9 protein-coding genes are annotated in these 16,456 nt (G+C 46.9%); 3 read left to right on the top strand and 6 right to left on the bottom strand.

The genetic code is table 11. From position 1 onward, the window contains the following. Window positions 1-18 precede the first annotated feature (18 nt). Genes AC07M6_RS01535 through bglX form a run of 3 tightly spaced genes read left to right on the top strand, consistent with a single transcriptional unit; the run spans window position 19 to window position 5,409 of the window. Window positions 19-1,692: a glucoamylase family protein gene (locus tag AC07M6_RS01535; RefSeq protein ID WP_494886992.1), complete on the top strand. Its 1,674-nt coding sequence runs from the start codon at window positions 19-21 to the stop codon at window positions 1,690-1,692. A gap of 5 nt (window positions 1,693-1,697) precedes the next feature. Further along, window positions 1,698-3,053, top strand: a complete 1,356-nt coding sequence (locus tag AC07M6_RS01530) for a glucoamylase family protein (RefSeq protein WP_494886990.1) — start codon at window positions 1,698-1,700, stop codon at window positions 3,051-3,053. Between the two features lie 52 nt (window positions 3,054-3,105). After that, window positions 3,106-5,409, top strand: a complete 2,304-nt coding sequence (gene bglX / locus AC07M6_RS01525; RefSeq protein WP_494886989.1) for a beta-glucosidase BglX — start codon at window positions 3,106-3,108, stop codon at window positions 5,407-5,409. A gap of 115 nt (window positions 5,410-5,524) precedes the next feature. On the opposite strand, the gene AC07M6_RS01520 is transcribed toward bglX, so the two are convergent. The 6 genes from AC07M6_RS01520 to AC07M6_RS01495 all read right to left on the bottom strand — a co-directional run bounded on the left by AC07M6_RS01520 (window position 5,525) and on the right by AC07M6_RS01495 (window position 16,456). Continuing rightward, complete coding sequence (locus tag AC07M6_RS01520) at window positions 5,525-6,796, bottom strand: pectate lyase family protein (protein ID WP_494886987.1); 1,272 nt, start codon at window positions 6,794-6,796, stop codon at window positions 5,525-5,527. 43 nt (window positions 6,797-6,839) lie between these two features. After that, a complete protein-coding gene (locus AC07M6_RS01515; protein WP_494886985.1) occupies window positions 6,840-8,537 on the bottom strand; it encodes a RagB/SusD family nutrient uptake outer membrane protein in 1,698 nt (565 codons plus the stop codon). A gap of 17 nt (window positions 8,538-8,554) precedes the next feature. Next, window positions 8,555-11,692: a SusC/RagA family TonB-linked outer membrane protein gene (locus AC07M6_RS01510; protein WP_494886983.1), complete on the bottom strand. Its 3,138-nt coding sequence runs from the start codon at window positions 11,690-11,692 to the stop codon at window positions 8,555-8,557. A gap of 75 nt (window positions 11,693-11,767) precedes the next feature. Then, a complete protein-coding gene (locus AC07M6_RS01505) occupies window positions 11,768-13,210 on the bottom strand; it encodes a fasciclin domain-containing protein (protein WP_494886981.1) in 1,443 nt (480 codons plus the stop codon). 2 nt (window positions 13,211-13,212) lie between these two features. Continuing rightward, window positions 13,213-14,967 (bottom strand): fasciclin domain-containing protein, encoded by a 1,755-nt coding sequence (locus AC07M6_RS01500; RefSeq protein ID WP_494886979.1) that lies wholly within the window; start codon window positions 14,965-14,967, stop codon window positions 13,213-13,215. Between the two features lie 10 nt (window positions 14,968-14,977). Then, entirely contained in the window at window positions 14,978-16,456 is a 1,479-nt protein-coding gene (locus tag AC07M6_RS01495) for a RagB/SusD family nutrient uptake outer membrane protein (protein WP_494886977.1), read from the bottom strand.

Here is a 16,456-nt window from a genome sequence, read left to right as displayed (position 1 = left end):
TTATAATACTATCTACCAATGCTAAACACCAGTGTTAAACGGCCGGCTTTTTATTACGTAATAGCGTGTGCCCTGTTGCTTTTTACCGCGTGTAAAAAAAGTTCGCCGGCGGTTGACAATGCCCCGGTTGACGCTTCGCTTGCCTTCACAGTTAATGGTCAGTATAACGGCACATTAACCTATAATGGCCTGGGAAGCAGTCCTACCGTTACAGTTACCTTCTCCGAAGCAATTGATGCAGCTACCATTAGCACGGGCGCTACCCTTACCGGTAACGGCAGCCCGGTTGCTATCACCGCACAATTGCAAAATGGCAATAAAACATTAGTGATCACTCCTCAGCAAGCGCTGGTATCGCTTACTACTTATACCCTTAGTATCAGCAACAGCATCAAAACCGCATCAGGCGGAAAGTTGATCAACCCGGTATCTATCCAGCTAAGTACTGCTTTAGATGATACCGATAAATTCCCCCGTATTACCGATGATGAGTTACTTACACTGGTGCAAAAACAAACCTTTAAGTATTTTTACGATATGGGGCATGCCGTAAGCGGGCTGGCTTTAGAGCGCAATACATCGGGCAATACGGTAACCACCGGCGGCTCGGGCTTTGGCATCATGGCACTGGTAACTGCTGTTAGCCGGAACTTTATCAGTCGGGCTGATGGCCTGGCAAGGATGCAAAAAATGGTATCCTTCCTAAAAACCGCCGACCGCTTCCATGGCGCTTATCCGCATTGGATGGACGGCACCACAGGCAAGGTAATCCCTTTCAGTACCAAAGATAATGGCGGCGATCTGGTAGAAACATCCTACCTGATGGCCGGTTTGCTAACCGCCCGGCAATATTTTACCGGCACCGATGCCGGCGAAACTACCCTGCGTAATGATATCAATGCCATTTATAACGCCGTTGAATGGAGCTGGTACCGTAAGGATAACAGTAACGTACTTTACTGGCATTGGAGCCCTACCTACGCCTGGGATATGAATGTACCCATCCGCGGTTGGAACGAGTGTTTGATCACCTATGTACTGGCTGGTGCATCAACCACCTACCCTATCCCTAAATCGGTTTATGATGCGGGTTGGGCCCAAAATGGCACCATGAAAAACGGGAGTACCTATTATGGCGTACAATTGCCTTTGGGCATAACCAATGGCGGCCCTTTATTCTTCGAGCATTATTCTTTCCTCGGGATTAATCCTAAAGGTTTGGTTGATGCTTATGCCAATTACGAAACCCAAACTAAAGCGCATACGCTCATCAACTATAACTATTGCAAGGCCAACCCTAAAGCCTATACCGGTTACAGCGAAAACTGCTGGGGCCTGACGGCAAGTGATATATCGGGTGGCTACGCGGCCAGTTCGCCAACTAACGATCTGGGTGTGATAGCGCCTACCGCTGCTTTATCATCTATGCCCTACACCCCTACCGAATCTATGCAGGCGCTTAAATTTTTCTATTATAAAATAGGCCATAAAACCTGGGGTACTTATGGCTTTTACGATGCATTTTCGTTGCAGCAGCAATGGTTTGCTTCGTCTACTTTAGCTATCGACCAGGGGCCTATTATCGTTATGATAGAGAACTATCGTACAGCGTTAATATGGAACCTGTTTATGAGTTGCCCCGAAGTTAAAACCGGGATGAAGGGTTTTGGATTTACAAGTCCTAATCTATAATACAAATGACACACAGATATATCAAAATATTGCCTGCCTTGTTATTGGCGTTTTGCTGTGCAACTTTAAATGCACAGGATACAGTTCCCGCGCAAGTAATAAAAAAAGGATTAAGCGATAACCAGTTGCTAAACCTGGTAGAGGAAAAAACCTTTCAATACTTTTGGGATGGTGCCGAACCGGTGTCGGGCCTGGCGCGCGAGCGCTACCATTCGGATAACGAATACGCCCAGCGCGATAAAGATGTGATAGCCACAGGTGCATCGGGCTTTGGTATGATGGCTATTGTTGCGGGTATCGAACGACATTTTATTACCCGTAAAGCAGGTGTTAAACGTTTTGAGCAACAGGTAGCCTTTTTAGAAAAAGCGGATCGCTTCCACGGAGCCTGGTCGCATTGGATCTTTAATACCGGGAAGGTAAAGCCATTCGGCAGGTTTGATGATGGCGGCGATTTGGTAGAGACGGCCTACTTAGCGCAAGGCATGCTTTGCGTTCGGCAATATCTTAACAAAGGCAATAAAGCCGAAAGACTGCTGGCCAAACGTATTGACAATTTATGGCGCGGCATAGAGTGGGATTGGTACCGTAACGGCGATAAAAATGTGCTGTACTGGCACTGGTCGCCTAATGTAGGCTGGAAAATGAATTTTGCCGTGCAAGGATTTAACGAGTGTATGATCATGTACATTATGGCGGCGGCATCGCCTACTCATGGCATCCCGGCAACGGTTTATCATGAGGGTTGGGCACGCAGCGGCGGCATCAGCACTGATATTAAGCCTTACGGTTACCCCATCAAATTGAAACATAACGGTGCCGAAAACAGTGTTGGCCCCTTATTTTGGGCGCAATACTCGTACCTGGGTTTAAACCCCAAAGGCTTAACAGACCGATATGCCGACTACTGGCAAGAGAATAAAAACAATACACTGGTAAATAGGGCGTACTGCATAGATAACCCTAAACACTTTAAAGGTTACGGCGAAGATTGCTGGGGCTTAACGGCCAGCTATTCGGTAAAGGGCTATTCGGGCCACGCGCCCGGGCACGATCTGGGGGTGATTTCGCCTACGGCGGCGCTGGGTTCTTATTGCTATACGCCAAAAGAATCGATGAAAGTGATCAGGCATTTATATGAAGACCTGGGCGATAAGGTTTGGGGCGAATATGGTTTTTATGATGCTTTCAGCGAAACCGATAACTGGTACCCTAAACGCTACCTGGGTATTGATGAAGGCCCTATTGTAATTATGATAGAAAACGGCAGGACCTCCTTATTATGGAACCTGTTTATGAGCAGCCCCGAAGTTAAATCGGGATTAAAAAAACTGGGCTTTAAAAGTCCTTATCTAAAATAAAAAAGCAGAATATCCTGATAAGATCCTGCCAAAATAAGCGTACTAAAAGAATATGAAAAGAGCGGTAACGATTTTGTGTTTAACGGCCCTACTGGCAACAACTGCATACACGCAAGGCAAAAAACCTGCACCTGCCGGACAGGCTAAAATGAATACTTTCATCAGTCAGCTGATGGCAAAAATGTCGGTTGATGAAAAGATCGGTCAACTTAATTTAGTTACCGGCGGCGAAGCTACTACCGGCGCCGCTGTAAGTACTGATGTAGAAGCTAAAATAAAGAAAGGCCAGGTTGGTGGCATCTTCAGCTTAACCACTCCCGGCAAGGTGCGCAAAACACAGGAAATAGCGGTTAACAACAGTCGCCTGCATATCCCGCTTATTTTTGGACAGGATGTGATCCACGGTTACAAAACCTCCTTCCCTATTCCGCTGGCATTGGCAGCAAGTTGGGATATGGACTTAATTAAGCGCACAGCGCGAGTAGCTGCTACCGAAGCCAGCGCCGATGGGATTAACTGGACCTTCTCGCCCATGGTTGATATAGCCCGCGACCCTCGCTGGGGCCGGATCTCCGAAGGTAGTGGCGAAGACCCATATTTGGGATCGGCCATTGCCCGGGTAATGGTGCAGGGCTACCAGGGCGATGACCTGAAAAAGAACAATACCATTATGGCCTGTGTAAAACACTTTGCCCTGTATGGTGCCGCCGAAGCCGGTCGTGATTATAACACCACCGATATGAGCCCTAACCGCATGTATAATGAGTACCTGCCGCCCTATAAGGCCGCTGTAGACGCGGGCGCCGGCAGCATCATGGCATCATTCAACGATATTAACGGAACGCCTGCAACGGCTAATAAGTGGCTCCTTACCGATGTACTGCGCAAGCAATGGGGCTTTAAAGGCTTTGTAGTATCAGATTATACCGGTGTGAGCGAAATGATTGAGCATGGATTGGGCAACTTGCAAACGGTATCGGGCCTGGCCTTAAAAGCCGGGATGAATATGGATATGGTAAGCGAAGGTTTTTTAACCACGTTAAAAAAATCATTAACCGAAGGTAAGGTGAGCATAGCTGATATTAACACCGCCTGCCGTTTAATACTGGAAGCCAAATACAAATTAGGCTTGTTTGATGATCCTTATCGCTATTGCAGTGAAGAACGCGCTAAAAACGAGATCTTAAGCCCTGATCATTTAAAGTTGGCGCGCGAAGCAGCTACGCAAACATTTGTGCTGTTAAAAAATCAAAATAATACACTTCCGCTTAAAAAAACGGGGACAATTGCTGTAATTGGCCCGCTGGGGAATACCCGGGCCAATATGCCCGGCACCTGGAGCGTAAATGCCAATTTAGCTAATACGCCATCGTTATTAGAAGGCCTAAAAGCCGTTGCCGGAGATAAGGTTAATATCACCTACGCATTAGGATCGAACCTGTTAAGCGATGCCACTGAACAAAAAAACGGGACGATGTTTGGTCGTGGGATTAACCGGGATAACCGCCCCGAAGCCGAGGTAATTAACGACGCGGTGAGATTGGCCGAAAAAGCCGACGTGGTGGTTGCTGCGCTGGGTGAAGGAAGCGAAATGAGCGGCGAAAGTTCCAGCCGTACCAATATTGAGATCCCGGCTGTGCAGCAGCGTTTGCTGGCTGCGCTGTTAAAGACCGGGAAACCTGTGGTACTGGTTTTATTTACCGGTCGGCCATTAGCTATAAAATGGGAAAGCGAGAACGTACCAGCCATACTGAATGTATGGTTTGGCGGCACCCAGGCCGCTTATGCCATTGCCGATGTTTTGTTTGGCGATGTAAATCCATCGGGGAAATTACCGGCTACCTTCCCGCAAAATGTAGGGCAGGTACCCATTTACTACAGTCACAAAAACACCGGGCGTCCGTTGCCTGAGGGCGGCTGGTTCACCAAATTCCGCTCAAATTATTTGGATGTAAGTAATGATCCCTTGTATCCCTTCGGCTATGGATTAAGTTATACCACCTTCAGCTACAGCGGCCTGACACTAAGCAGCGCCAGCCTAAAGCCCGGAGATAAACTTACAGCAAGTGTAACCGTAACCAATACCGGCAATGTAGCAGGCAAAGAAACCGTACAATTGTATACCCGCGATATGGTAGGCAGCATTACCCGCCCTGTAAAGGAACTAAAAGGCTTCCAAAAAATCAGCCTGAAGCCGGGTGAAAGCAAGGAAGTAAGCTTCACCATCACCGAAAGCGATTTGAAGTTTTACAATGCCGATCTTAAATATGTGGCCGAACCCGGCGAGTTTAAAGTATTCATCGGCCCAAATTCCCGCGATGTAAAGGAAAGCCATTTTACCTTGCTTAGCCATTAACACGGCGGTTAAATCCATACCAAATTTGCTTTATTTATACCGCAAAGTATAAAAACGAAAGGGGGAAGCACCCGGGCGGGTGTCCCCCTTTACACCAATTTAAACGAAGAGCATGTTATTTTACTTTCACAAGGTCATTCAGGTACGATTCTAAAAGCGTGTACCCATCCTTGTTGAGTTTTGTCGAGTCGGTATTTTTCGAGCCTAAGTATTTATTTTCCAATTCATCAGGAATACCATTATTGTTCTTATCTGCCAGTTGCTTAACCGCTGGCAGGTCTGGCTGGCCACCGGCATCAGCTTCAGTTTTAAAGATAACCCCTGCTTTTCCCAAACTTTTCAGGTAGCCGATAATGCGGTTGTCTACAGCGTCGCGATGCATGGAAGCGCCCACGCCGGCCAGCACTTTCTGATAGGCATCGGAAGCTTTATCAATAGTGACATTGGTAGTAAAATTGCGCTGTTTCAATAAGGTAGCTTTTGAGCGGACAATGTCCGAGTCGCCCATCAGTCGGCCGTTCAGCATACCATCCTTGTTCAGATCTACCATATTATTGCGCTGATAAACATGGTCGGTAGCGGTAAACTGACCGATAAAAGCACGGCCCGAATTTGGCCCGGCTATAAAGTAATTACCTATCAGGTCCTGGTAATGGTCGGCCCCTGAGTGGCCGCCAACAAAGCCGGTGCCCCCCCAGTTGTATAGCACATTGTTAATGAATTCGATACCCGCTTTAGCTTTTGGATTACGGCTTTGGTTATCTATCCATAAACAATGGTGCACGGTAACATTGTGCGGATCTTCAAACAAAGCCCCGAAACGCTGCGGATCGATAGCTTCGCCTATTAAACAATATTGCAGGGTGATATTGGTAGTACCTTTAATGTGAAAATTATCCCACCTGCCCCACTCTACACTCACGTGATCGAAGATGACATCCTTGCAATTATCAGCCACTACCGTACAAGTGCCCCTGGACATGTTAATGCTGCCCCTGAAACGGATATAACGGATAATGCTGCTATCCGAAAATGAAACGCCATTGCCATATACCACAATACCTTGTCCGGGTGCTGTTTGCCCCGCAATGGTAATTTTAGGCGATGCCGCGATTTTATCGGTTATTTTAATCACGCCCGATACATCAAATACAATAATCCGGTTAGGCTTGCTCACCGCATCGCGGAAAGAACCCTCGCCGGTATCGTTCAGGTTGGTTACATGGTATATCGTTCCGCCGCGTCCGCCGGTAGCAAAACGGCCAAAGCCCTCAGCCCCGGGGAAGGCCAATTGCTGCGCGCTTACAAAGCCTGCAGTGCCCAATGTGGCTGCACAAAATACCATAGCTTTAAATAATTTGTGCTTTACTGTTTGTGTTAAATTCATCTTCACTTTTCTTTTTAAGGGTATTTATAGGTAGATATTTATTCTATTTAAAAGGTAAAAACCAGTTGGCTTTGTCCGATAGTTTTGTCCTCACGGTAGCGGCTGCAGGGTTACCGTCTTTCAGCAGTTTGTTATACACCTTATCAGCTAAAAAAGCAGTATTATTCCGGCGATTGGCAATGCGCATTAAATCCTGCCAGCGGTTACCTTCGTAAGCCAGTTCCAGCGCGGCTTCTTCAATAATCTTATCTTCCAGGGCCAGCATATTGGCATTTTGCTGCAGCGTAACATCCAGCGATGTGGTACCTACACGGGCACGGATGCCGAGGTTACGGTGAAACTTACCGCGTATGGTTGGTGCGTCCAGTTTACGGGCATCAAAATCATAAGGGAACGGCAGGTTGGTGATACGGCGTTGTGTTGGGTCGGGGTTGCTGGTATCGTCATAAGCGCTTTTAATACCAGCATTAAGTAGCGCCCAGGCAATTTTGCTCTGCCCGTCGCGGTTAGCGGCTTCGGCATAGCGCAGGTGCAGTGTTGGCGTGCGGTAGATATACCAGCGCCCATTTTTAGCCAGCAGGTCTGATGGCAAACCTGTTGACGCGCTCACATAGTTATACAAGAATTTCATGATCACCGGCTGCCCGTTCACTATTTTATAGGTATTGTTAGGGCCACGGAAATCAAACGGGGTACCGTCCGACTGGCGCTGGGCATTCCAGTTATCTATCGCGTTTTGCGATGGTTTTACCAGGTATTTACCGCCCGAATTGGCAAACAGGTTAATAAATGGATTTTCGGGCGCGAAGTTCTTATCAAACACCATCGACCAGATCCATTCGGTTTGATACTCCCTGTCCTGCATAGAACGCGAGAAGAATGTTTGCCAGGCGGCAGGTGATGCCGCGTCGTTATCCGAACCGCTATTTAGCGTATAGGTATTAAAGTAGTTATAGCTATCACTTGGCCCGTTTGGTGTTGACGTTTCCATTACGGTTTTATAAACTTCGGCCGCTTTGTGATAATCGTTATTCCACAGGTATAGATCGCCTAACAGGCAATTTTTATTCACATAGAACATTTTAGACGGATAGCCGTCAATCTGCGTAACCAGCGAATTGGCCGCCGGATACGGGTCTTTATAAGGCAAGGCCTCCATAAAGGTGATCAGGGTTTTCACCAACTGATCAAGCGGAATGCGCGGATATTTAGACGGGTCTTTTACATCGTTAATGTTGCTTACACTCTCCGTTACATAAGGCACCGTACCATATTGTATCCCCAACTGGAAGTAAAGCCAGGTGCGCAAAGCGGCAATATCCGACCAACGCTGGTTATAATCGGCAGCGGTCAGCTTTTGCGTATCGAACATAATCTTCAGGTTCTTCATTACATCATTGCAATTCAATATCACCGCGTAAAAAGGGGTTGGATCCGCGTAAGCGTTACCAGCCTGCACCGAGTGGGTATTAATCTGCTGCAGATCGGCGCCGGCGTTGGGCGTTACCTCCATCAGATCGGCCCTTAGCTCGTTCATGATCTCATACTGGCCTGCTATGTTTAATAGCTTACCGTAAACGCCTGTAACGGCGGCATCAGCATCATAAATATTCTGATAGGTGTTTTTAGCTTCAACCGTGTTCTCGGGCTGTACATCATACATTTTCTTGCATGAACTTAGGCATGTAAGCAGGGCCACCATCGCGGTAACTTTTAAAATCGGGTATCTATTAATTTTCATGTTGCTATTCAATTTTATTATAAGCCTATGCGTAAACCTAACTGCACCGAACGGAACTGCGGTTCCAGCGCGGTATCAATACCTTGTATTAACGGACTGCCTGTCGCGCTAAACTCGGGATCGTAACCCTGATAGTGGGTAGCAGTGAACAGGTTATCGCCCGTTAAATAAATGGTGGCATATTTCATAAACCTGGGTTTAACCGGCAGGTTGTAGTTAATGGCCAGTGTGCGCAGGCGGATATAAGAACCATCCTCGATAAAACGATCGGAGAAACGGGCGTTACCCATCGGGTCGCCGTATGATGCGCGCGGCACATCGGTTACCTGGCCTTCAAAGCGCCACCTGTTCACCACATTGCCAAACTGATTGGCCGGCGACGACAGTGATTGCAGGATAGCCCTCGGCGCGTTGTAAACATCGTTACCGCTGCTAAAGGTAAACATGGCACTTAACGAGATATTTTTCCAGCTGAAGCGGCCGTTAACGCTCCCCACAAAATCAGGGTTAGGGTTGCCGATAATTACACGGTCGCTGTTATCAATGACGCCATCCTTGTTCACATCGGTAAAACGTACGTCGCCTGCTTTAAATGGAACCAGGCTGCCATCAGTAGCGCGGACGCTCAGGTTGGCGGCCGTAGCCTGGGCTGCCGATGCATATACCCCATTGCTTTGGAAACCGTAGAACATGGCCAGTGGCTGCCCTACCTGTGTGATTAAAGTAGCGCCGCCATAACTGGTCAGCATATTATTGGCAGGTAAGGCGTTAACTTTATTTTTATAGGTAGATAGGTTGATGCCTGCATCAAACTTAATAGTGCTGTTGTTGATGATCCGGCCATTCAGGCTTAGATCGGCACCATTGGTTTGCATAGCGCCGGTGTTTGATATCACCGATATCATCCCGCTGCCGCTTTGCAAAGGCTCGAACATGATCATCTTTGAAGTAACGTTGTGATAAACATCCAGACTAAAGGTTAAGCGCTCGTTAAATAGAGCGGCATCTAAACCCAGGTTTGTTTTCTTGCTCACCTCCCACTGTAATTGCGGGTTGGCAATATTGGCCAGTACCAAACCTTGAGCGCCCAATAGGTTTTGAGAAGTATAGTATGATTTGGTATTGAAATTGCCGATATCATCGTTACCTGTTAAACCGTAGCTCAAACGCAGTTTCAGCAGATCGATGGTAGATGAGTTTGATAAAAACTCTTCGGATGATAGTAACCAGCCCGCAGCTACGGATGGTAATACCGCGTATTTAATGCCACCGATGGTTAAGGCGTTAGCAATATCGCTGCCAAAGCGTGATGAACCATCTACCGATACGTTGGCAGATAAAAAGTACTTATGTTTCAGGCTGTAATTGGCTGATGCGTAGGTATTCGTCCAAATCCATTTGCCGTAGTCACCACTCAGGCGGCGCAGGTTGGTTACACCGTTGCCGATACTCACAAAATCATCGGTTGATGAGTTATAACCCTGGGCATAATCCTGTTCGCTTTGGCTGCTGTGATAACGAAAACCAACATTAAACAATACATCCTGCTCGCCGCTGAAAGTATTTTTATAGCTATACCAGGTATCGTTATAAAACGAATTATAACGCTGGATAGATGCGCCGAGGCGACTATAAGCCACGGCATTGCTCAAAGTATCAGGCGATACGCCTAAACGTGGGATAAATACGTTCTCGCGCACTTTATCATAGGTTAAACCGGTTAGGTTACTTAAACTATGGTGCTTGTTAAACTGGTAACTGAATTTAATAGAGCCGGTAAACCGATAATACTTGCTTACCTGCTGACCATTTTTGATCAGCGCGCGTGGGTTACTGACATTAAACGCGTCCACATCGGCCAGGTTGGGCGATTGTACACCACTTGCCGATACCTGCCTGTCGGATAAAAACGGTGCTTTGATCAAGCTTACCAGCATAGGGTTGGTTGAACTTAAGCTTTGATCTTTCAGTGCTTGCTCTGACGAAGCGAACGACAGGTTAGTATTAGCCGTTAGTTTTGGTGTCAGGTTTAAATCGGCGTTGAACCTGGTGCTGTAACGTTGCAGGCTAGTGCTATCTATCACACCGCCGTTTTTTAAATAACCAACCGATAAGGCGTACTTGGCAATATTATCGCCGCCTGTTACCTTAAGGTAATAGTTTTGGTTAAAGCTTTTGCTAAAAGTCTTTTTTTGCCAGTCGGTTTCGTTATGGTATTGGTAATAGGTACCGTTCGATGGATTATCATTCATATACGGCTTAGCTTGGATCTGCGCATCGGTCAGGCCTGAACTACGCAATACATCCGACAGGTAAAGCCTGTAATCGCTGCTTTTTAAAACCGGGATGTTCTTTGGTGTGAAGTTGTAACCGCCATAAGCTGCAAAATCTATACGGGTAGTCAGTTCGCGGGCATGGGCGGTGGTGATCAATATCACGCCGTTAGCGCCGCGGCTGCCGTAGTAGGATGCGCCGTCCTTTATTACGGTAATATTGTCGATATCCTTAATATCAAGCGCTGCCAGCGGGTTGTTCACGTGGCCGTCAATGATCGAGGTGCCGTAGCTGGCCGCATCGTAGATCACGCCGTCTATCACGTATAAAGGTTGGTTGGTAGCGTTAATGGAGTTAAAGCCATGCAAAAACAAATTAGCGCCCGCGCCCGGTGTACCCGAACGGCGGATCACATTCAGGCCGCTCACCTGCCCCTGCATCGAATTATCAATGGTTTCGTGCGAGTGGCTCCAGCTGCTTTCGGTATTGTTAATGCCCGATACCGAATAGTTCACTTCGGCCTTGGTTTGTTTGCTGAAAGGTAAAGTAACCTGGTCGTATACCGAGTTAAAGCCATCTTCGTATAACACCACACTAATATTACTACGGCTATTCACAGCTACTTCCTTATACTGATAACCTTGTATAGAAACCTGCAATACGCTGGTTTTTGAGGGTACGGTAATCTTAAAATTGCCTTTATCATCGGTAATAACCGCGGCAACATCCTGCACGGCCACGTTAACACCTGAAAGCGGCTTACGGGTGGCTGCATCGGTAACCTGGCCGGTTACATTGTAGCCGTTTATTATTTTTTCAACTTGACTACCGGCCGGAACGGTTGGACTTTGCTGCGCGGATGCCGCTGTGAGTAAACACATGGCCCCACACGTTGCAAATATTTTTATTCGGGTAAATACACACATATTAAGTTCTGTAAGCGTATGGTTAAAAGGTTAAGGCAATACCGGCACAAGCCTGAAATAATCGATATTAATAGAGTTGGTTCCATCTACCCCATTGTTGGCGGCCACTATATAGGCTACCACGCTGCCAAATGTGGCGGCATCGTAATCGCCAACATAGATCTCGTTATAGTTTTTCAGGTCAACCTGTGTTTCGGCAAATGCGGTAGATAATGGGTCGTTAACGGCAAAGCGCTGTTTAAACGTAAGCGTTTGCACATCATTAGGCGCTACCCAATACACTTTATATTTGGTACTGTAAAGCTCTTTGATATTATAGCGCACATTAAACAGCGGTATCTTATGGTTGAATATGTAGATGTCATTAAACTGCTGACTGGTGATCGGATTCAGCCTTAAGCGGTACGATATATTGCCGCTTTTATCGGTACGGCTAAAGCCGTCGGGCAATTCGCCTTCGCGTTTAACCTGGCGGATCTTGTTCGATAGTTTTACATCGGCCTGGTTCATTACATAAACAATACCGTTACTGGTTTGGTGGGTTTCCAGTATAGCGGTCTTGTTCATGGGCACCTTTACGCCATCGGCTGATACCAATGTATCGGGCATATTGGCAACGGTGTACTGGCCTTTAATCACCAGATCTTTAATTACGTGCAATGATGTCAGCAGTTCAACCTGGGCGGGAACCGCGTTTTTTACATAAGGCTTAATCTTGTTGCGCTCGGTTAACAAAGCGGCATCCGTCAGCAGGATGAAGGTATACAACTGGCTTTCATCGCGCAAGTCGCCTACCCTATCGTACAATTGGTTTTTAGTGATGATACCTGTACCGGGCTGGTAAACCGGCTTGCCGGTAACCGGGTCGATACCGGTTTGCACAGCTTTAGCCGAATCGATAGCGGTATAATCCAAGCTTGTTATAGCTGCTTTCTCCGCAAATGTAGTTGTGTTGATATACTCCCAAACATTCTGTTTAGGCAGCACAATTTTGTTAATAATATGCAATACCCCATTACCTACGTACTGGTTGGCAGTGCCAATGGTAGCGTCCTCAAACTGGGTTTGGGTAAAATTGATATACTTACCGTTCAGTGTACGGATGCGGATAGACGGATTAGGCATATTGGTATAATAAGCCAGGTTTACCACGTGGTTACCTACAAATTGTTTCAGTTTGGCGGTATCACTTACTATGGCGGCATCAAGGCTTTGCAGGGTTTGGTTGTCGGGCGCCCAAACGGTATACATTTTAGATGAGGCCAAAACCTTATCATAACCCGTTTTTACCAGCAACTCGTTAAATTTGCTCAACGATGGCGTTTGCTGGATCAGGTCTGTCAGCGTTTGCGCCAGCGCAGGCTGATTAGGCTCAATTTTATATTTATTACAGCCTGCTATTACTACAGGGATTACCAGCAGCAACAGGAAGCGGTTAATGTATTTAGATAACATAACACGTTTTAGTTTCATTATTATGGTTTTTGAACAACAGTGCCATTAGGGTTAAACTTGGGATAAAGCTGATCCATATTTTCAGGTATAAAGTGGATCATATCAATCTGCACATCTCCCGATGCATCGGCCACAGCCTGCAGCCTGATGGTATGGCGGTCGGTTTTGTCAACGGTAATGGTACCAGCCAGCACCCCATAGCTATCCCTGTAGTAGTCGATAGTTTGGGCAGGATTATTATAGTAAGGTACGCCACCGCCAAAGGTGATCTTTTTACCTAAAGCCTCTAATGATGCAGGCGTGGTACCGGCAGGATACGTCCAGTTGCTGCCAACCAATACCTGCGCAGGCAAGCTTTCGGTAAAGTTTAGTACGCGTGGCAGTAAGGTACCATCAAACAATACCGAAACACCCTTACCCCCGCCGCGGCGTATAAAGCAAATCCATACTTTATATTTACCCTTAACTAATAGCGGTGTTTTTAATTCTATCCAACTGTTAGCGGTAGCGGCAGTGCGCAGCGCGGCAATAAACAGGTAATCGTTATTATACACATAAAACTGGCGTGCTTCGGGTGCAACAAAATACTGTACCGAACCGGTTTGCCAGCGGATATCCTTTATATCTCCATCGGCAAATTTGGCGCTGCTTTTATTGGTTACATGGTAAATGCCATTCAGTTTTTGGAACTCAGGCTGATCGGTCACTTCCCAATAAACCGGTACCGGGAAACGCACTTTAATAGCATAATGTTCGGCCATAAAATGCAGTACGCCGTTAGCAGTAGTGTTATCGCTAAGCGGGCGATTGATCTTCGATCCTATTTCATGTGTACCGTTAAAGGTATCGTCATTGATCAGGATATCCGAACCGATCAATTTGGTGGTAACCACATCCAGTGGCGATAAGGTTGTATGTGATAATGCCTTGAAAACATCCGGCAGGTATTTCAAACCCGGCAAAACGTGATAATCCATAAACAGGTGCAGGCTGTCCTGTACCAATGCCGGGTTGCCGGTATTGCTATATTTAGCCTTTAGCTGGGCGTATGAATTAATACCCGCCGCTTTAAGCACGGCATCAGATTCGGCCAGAACTGTGAGGAACATGTGCAGCGAATCGGGCGCGTTAGCCGGCAGTACATTAAGCGAATCGTACAAAGTGGTAGACTTTAACGCCTGGGTGAAGATGGAAAAGTCGGGGTTTTGCTCAATCATCTGCGCTAAAGTAAGCGTGGCTGGTTTCAGCACATGGTCAATTACATGGATGATACCATTGCCCGTATGGATATCGGCTTTTAATACAGTTGCCTGGCGGTTGATGGTAAGCGTAGTAGCTCCACCTATGTTTTGCGCACCGGTAAGCAGCGATTGCCCGTACATGGTAGCTGTACGCAGTTTGCCGTCGTTAAACTGATCTGAAGTAATGGTATCCCTGATCAGGTGGATCTTTACAATATTCTTCGCGTCGCTTTCGCTGATATCCGCTACCGAGGTTTTTTTAATATCTTTCAGATACAGGGTAACCGCGGCGTTATTAGGTGCAAACAGCGTATAGGTACCATATCCGTTCAGTGTACCGGCGCTGCCCGCTTTTTCCAGTATGGATATGAACATCGAGAAATTATCCGGGTCTTTTTGCAGATAGCCCAGGATATTGACATCGCTGGTGGTTTCTGTCTGGAACTGCTCTCTTTTACAGCCGGCCAGTATGGCTGTAAAGCCGATGATCACCATCAGCAGCGCGAGCCATTTGTTTGAAATTAAGGTTTTCATATTCCTGGTTTTATTGGTAAAAAGGATTTTGAACAAGAGCTTTATTAGCCTGCAGCTCGTACAGGTATATTGGTAAATAATGACTTCTTTTATCGCGGAGCTTTACAATAGCCGCCTGTTGGTATTGCGGATCGGCGGTGGTGCTCACAATGTCCAGCAACAGATCCAGGCGGGCATAATTATCGCGGCGGGCGTTACGCAGCAAATCGAACCAGCGTTTACCCTCAAAGCCAAACTCGCGGGCACGCTCGGCCAATAGGTAGTTGGTCACGCCGTCCTTATCGTCGGGCAGGACGATCATCTCCGACATAGGCAAAGCATTGGCACGTAAACGGATCTTTGCAATAGCATCCAAAGCTGCCAGGCCGTTACCTAACTGGTTTTGCGCTTCGGCTTTCATCAGCATGATATCCGAATAGCGGTAAACAAACCAATGCGCGTACGATGCCGATGAAGCCCTGGTTGAGCCGGAGTTTACACCCTGGTATTTATAAATGCTCCCGTCGCTAAATTTCAGCGCGGCGCCATCACCACGGATATCCTTATTGTCGATATTGATATTGTCTATCGTATACATTTCGGCGCTTACCTTTAGTGCTGCTTTAAAGCGCTTACTGGTAACCGCGAACATGTTATAGAATGGGTTTAACTTGTTCTGATTGAATTGCACCTCGAAAATACTTTCGGCTGAATTGCCCTGGAAATACACCGTAGTAAACCAGTTAGGGTCGCCCGGAACAAGGGTAAACTGACCCGAATTGGTGATATTATCGCAGGCCTTGATGCAATTATCATACTGGTTAAGCCACAGGTACAAATCGGCCAGCATGGCTTCAACCGCGTAATAAGTAATGCGGCCTTTGTTCATATCGTTAGAGCCGTAATTTTTCAATACAATTGGTTCGGCTTTTTTCAGATCGGCCAGTACCTGGGCAAAAACCTCTGCCTGTGTGCTTTTAGGTATCTGCAGGTTATCCGCATCGCTGGTAGTTGATGTCAGTTTCAGCGGCACATCGCCGAAAGTGCGTGCGAGGTAGAAGTACATGAGCGCGCGTAACGCATACGCCTCGCCCATGTAGCTATCTAAAACAGACTGTGTTAAGGTATTATCCGATTTTAAAACACCGGGACCGAAATCCAATACGGTGTTACAATTGTTAATGACTTTGTATACAATAGACCAATCGGTAATGGTATTTGCCGAGTTGATGTTGACGTTCATTACGTTAAGCTCGCCGCTTCTGATACCGGTACCGGCCGACAGCATATCGCCGCGCAATTCGCCCCATAAAAACAGGTTCTCCACCAAGGGATCAGACAATAGCGAGGCGTAGCAACCGTTAACAGCGGCGGCCAGTTGTTCCTTGGTTTTCCAAAACTCCTGGCGGATGATCCCGTCCTGAGGTTCCAGATCAAGATACTTATTGCATGAGGTAGTGCCGAAAACGATCAGCAGCAATGCAATCAGTGATTTTACTTTTATATTCAT

This window comes from Mucilaginibacter sp. GW821-FHT07H05 (assembly GCF_059418485.1).
Note: the sequence above shows the minus strand (reverse complement) of the source record. Positions and strands in the feature narration are given on the sequence as shown.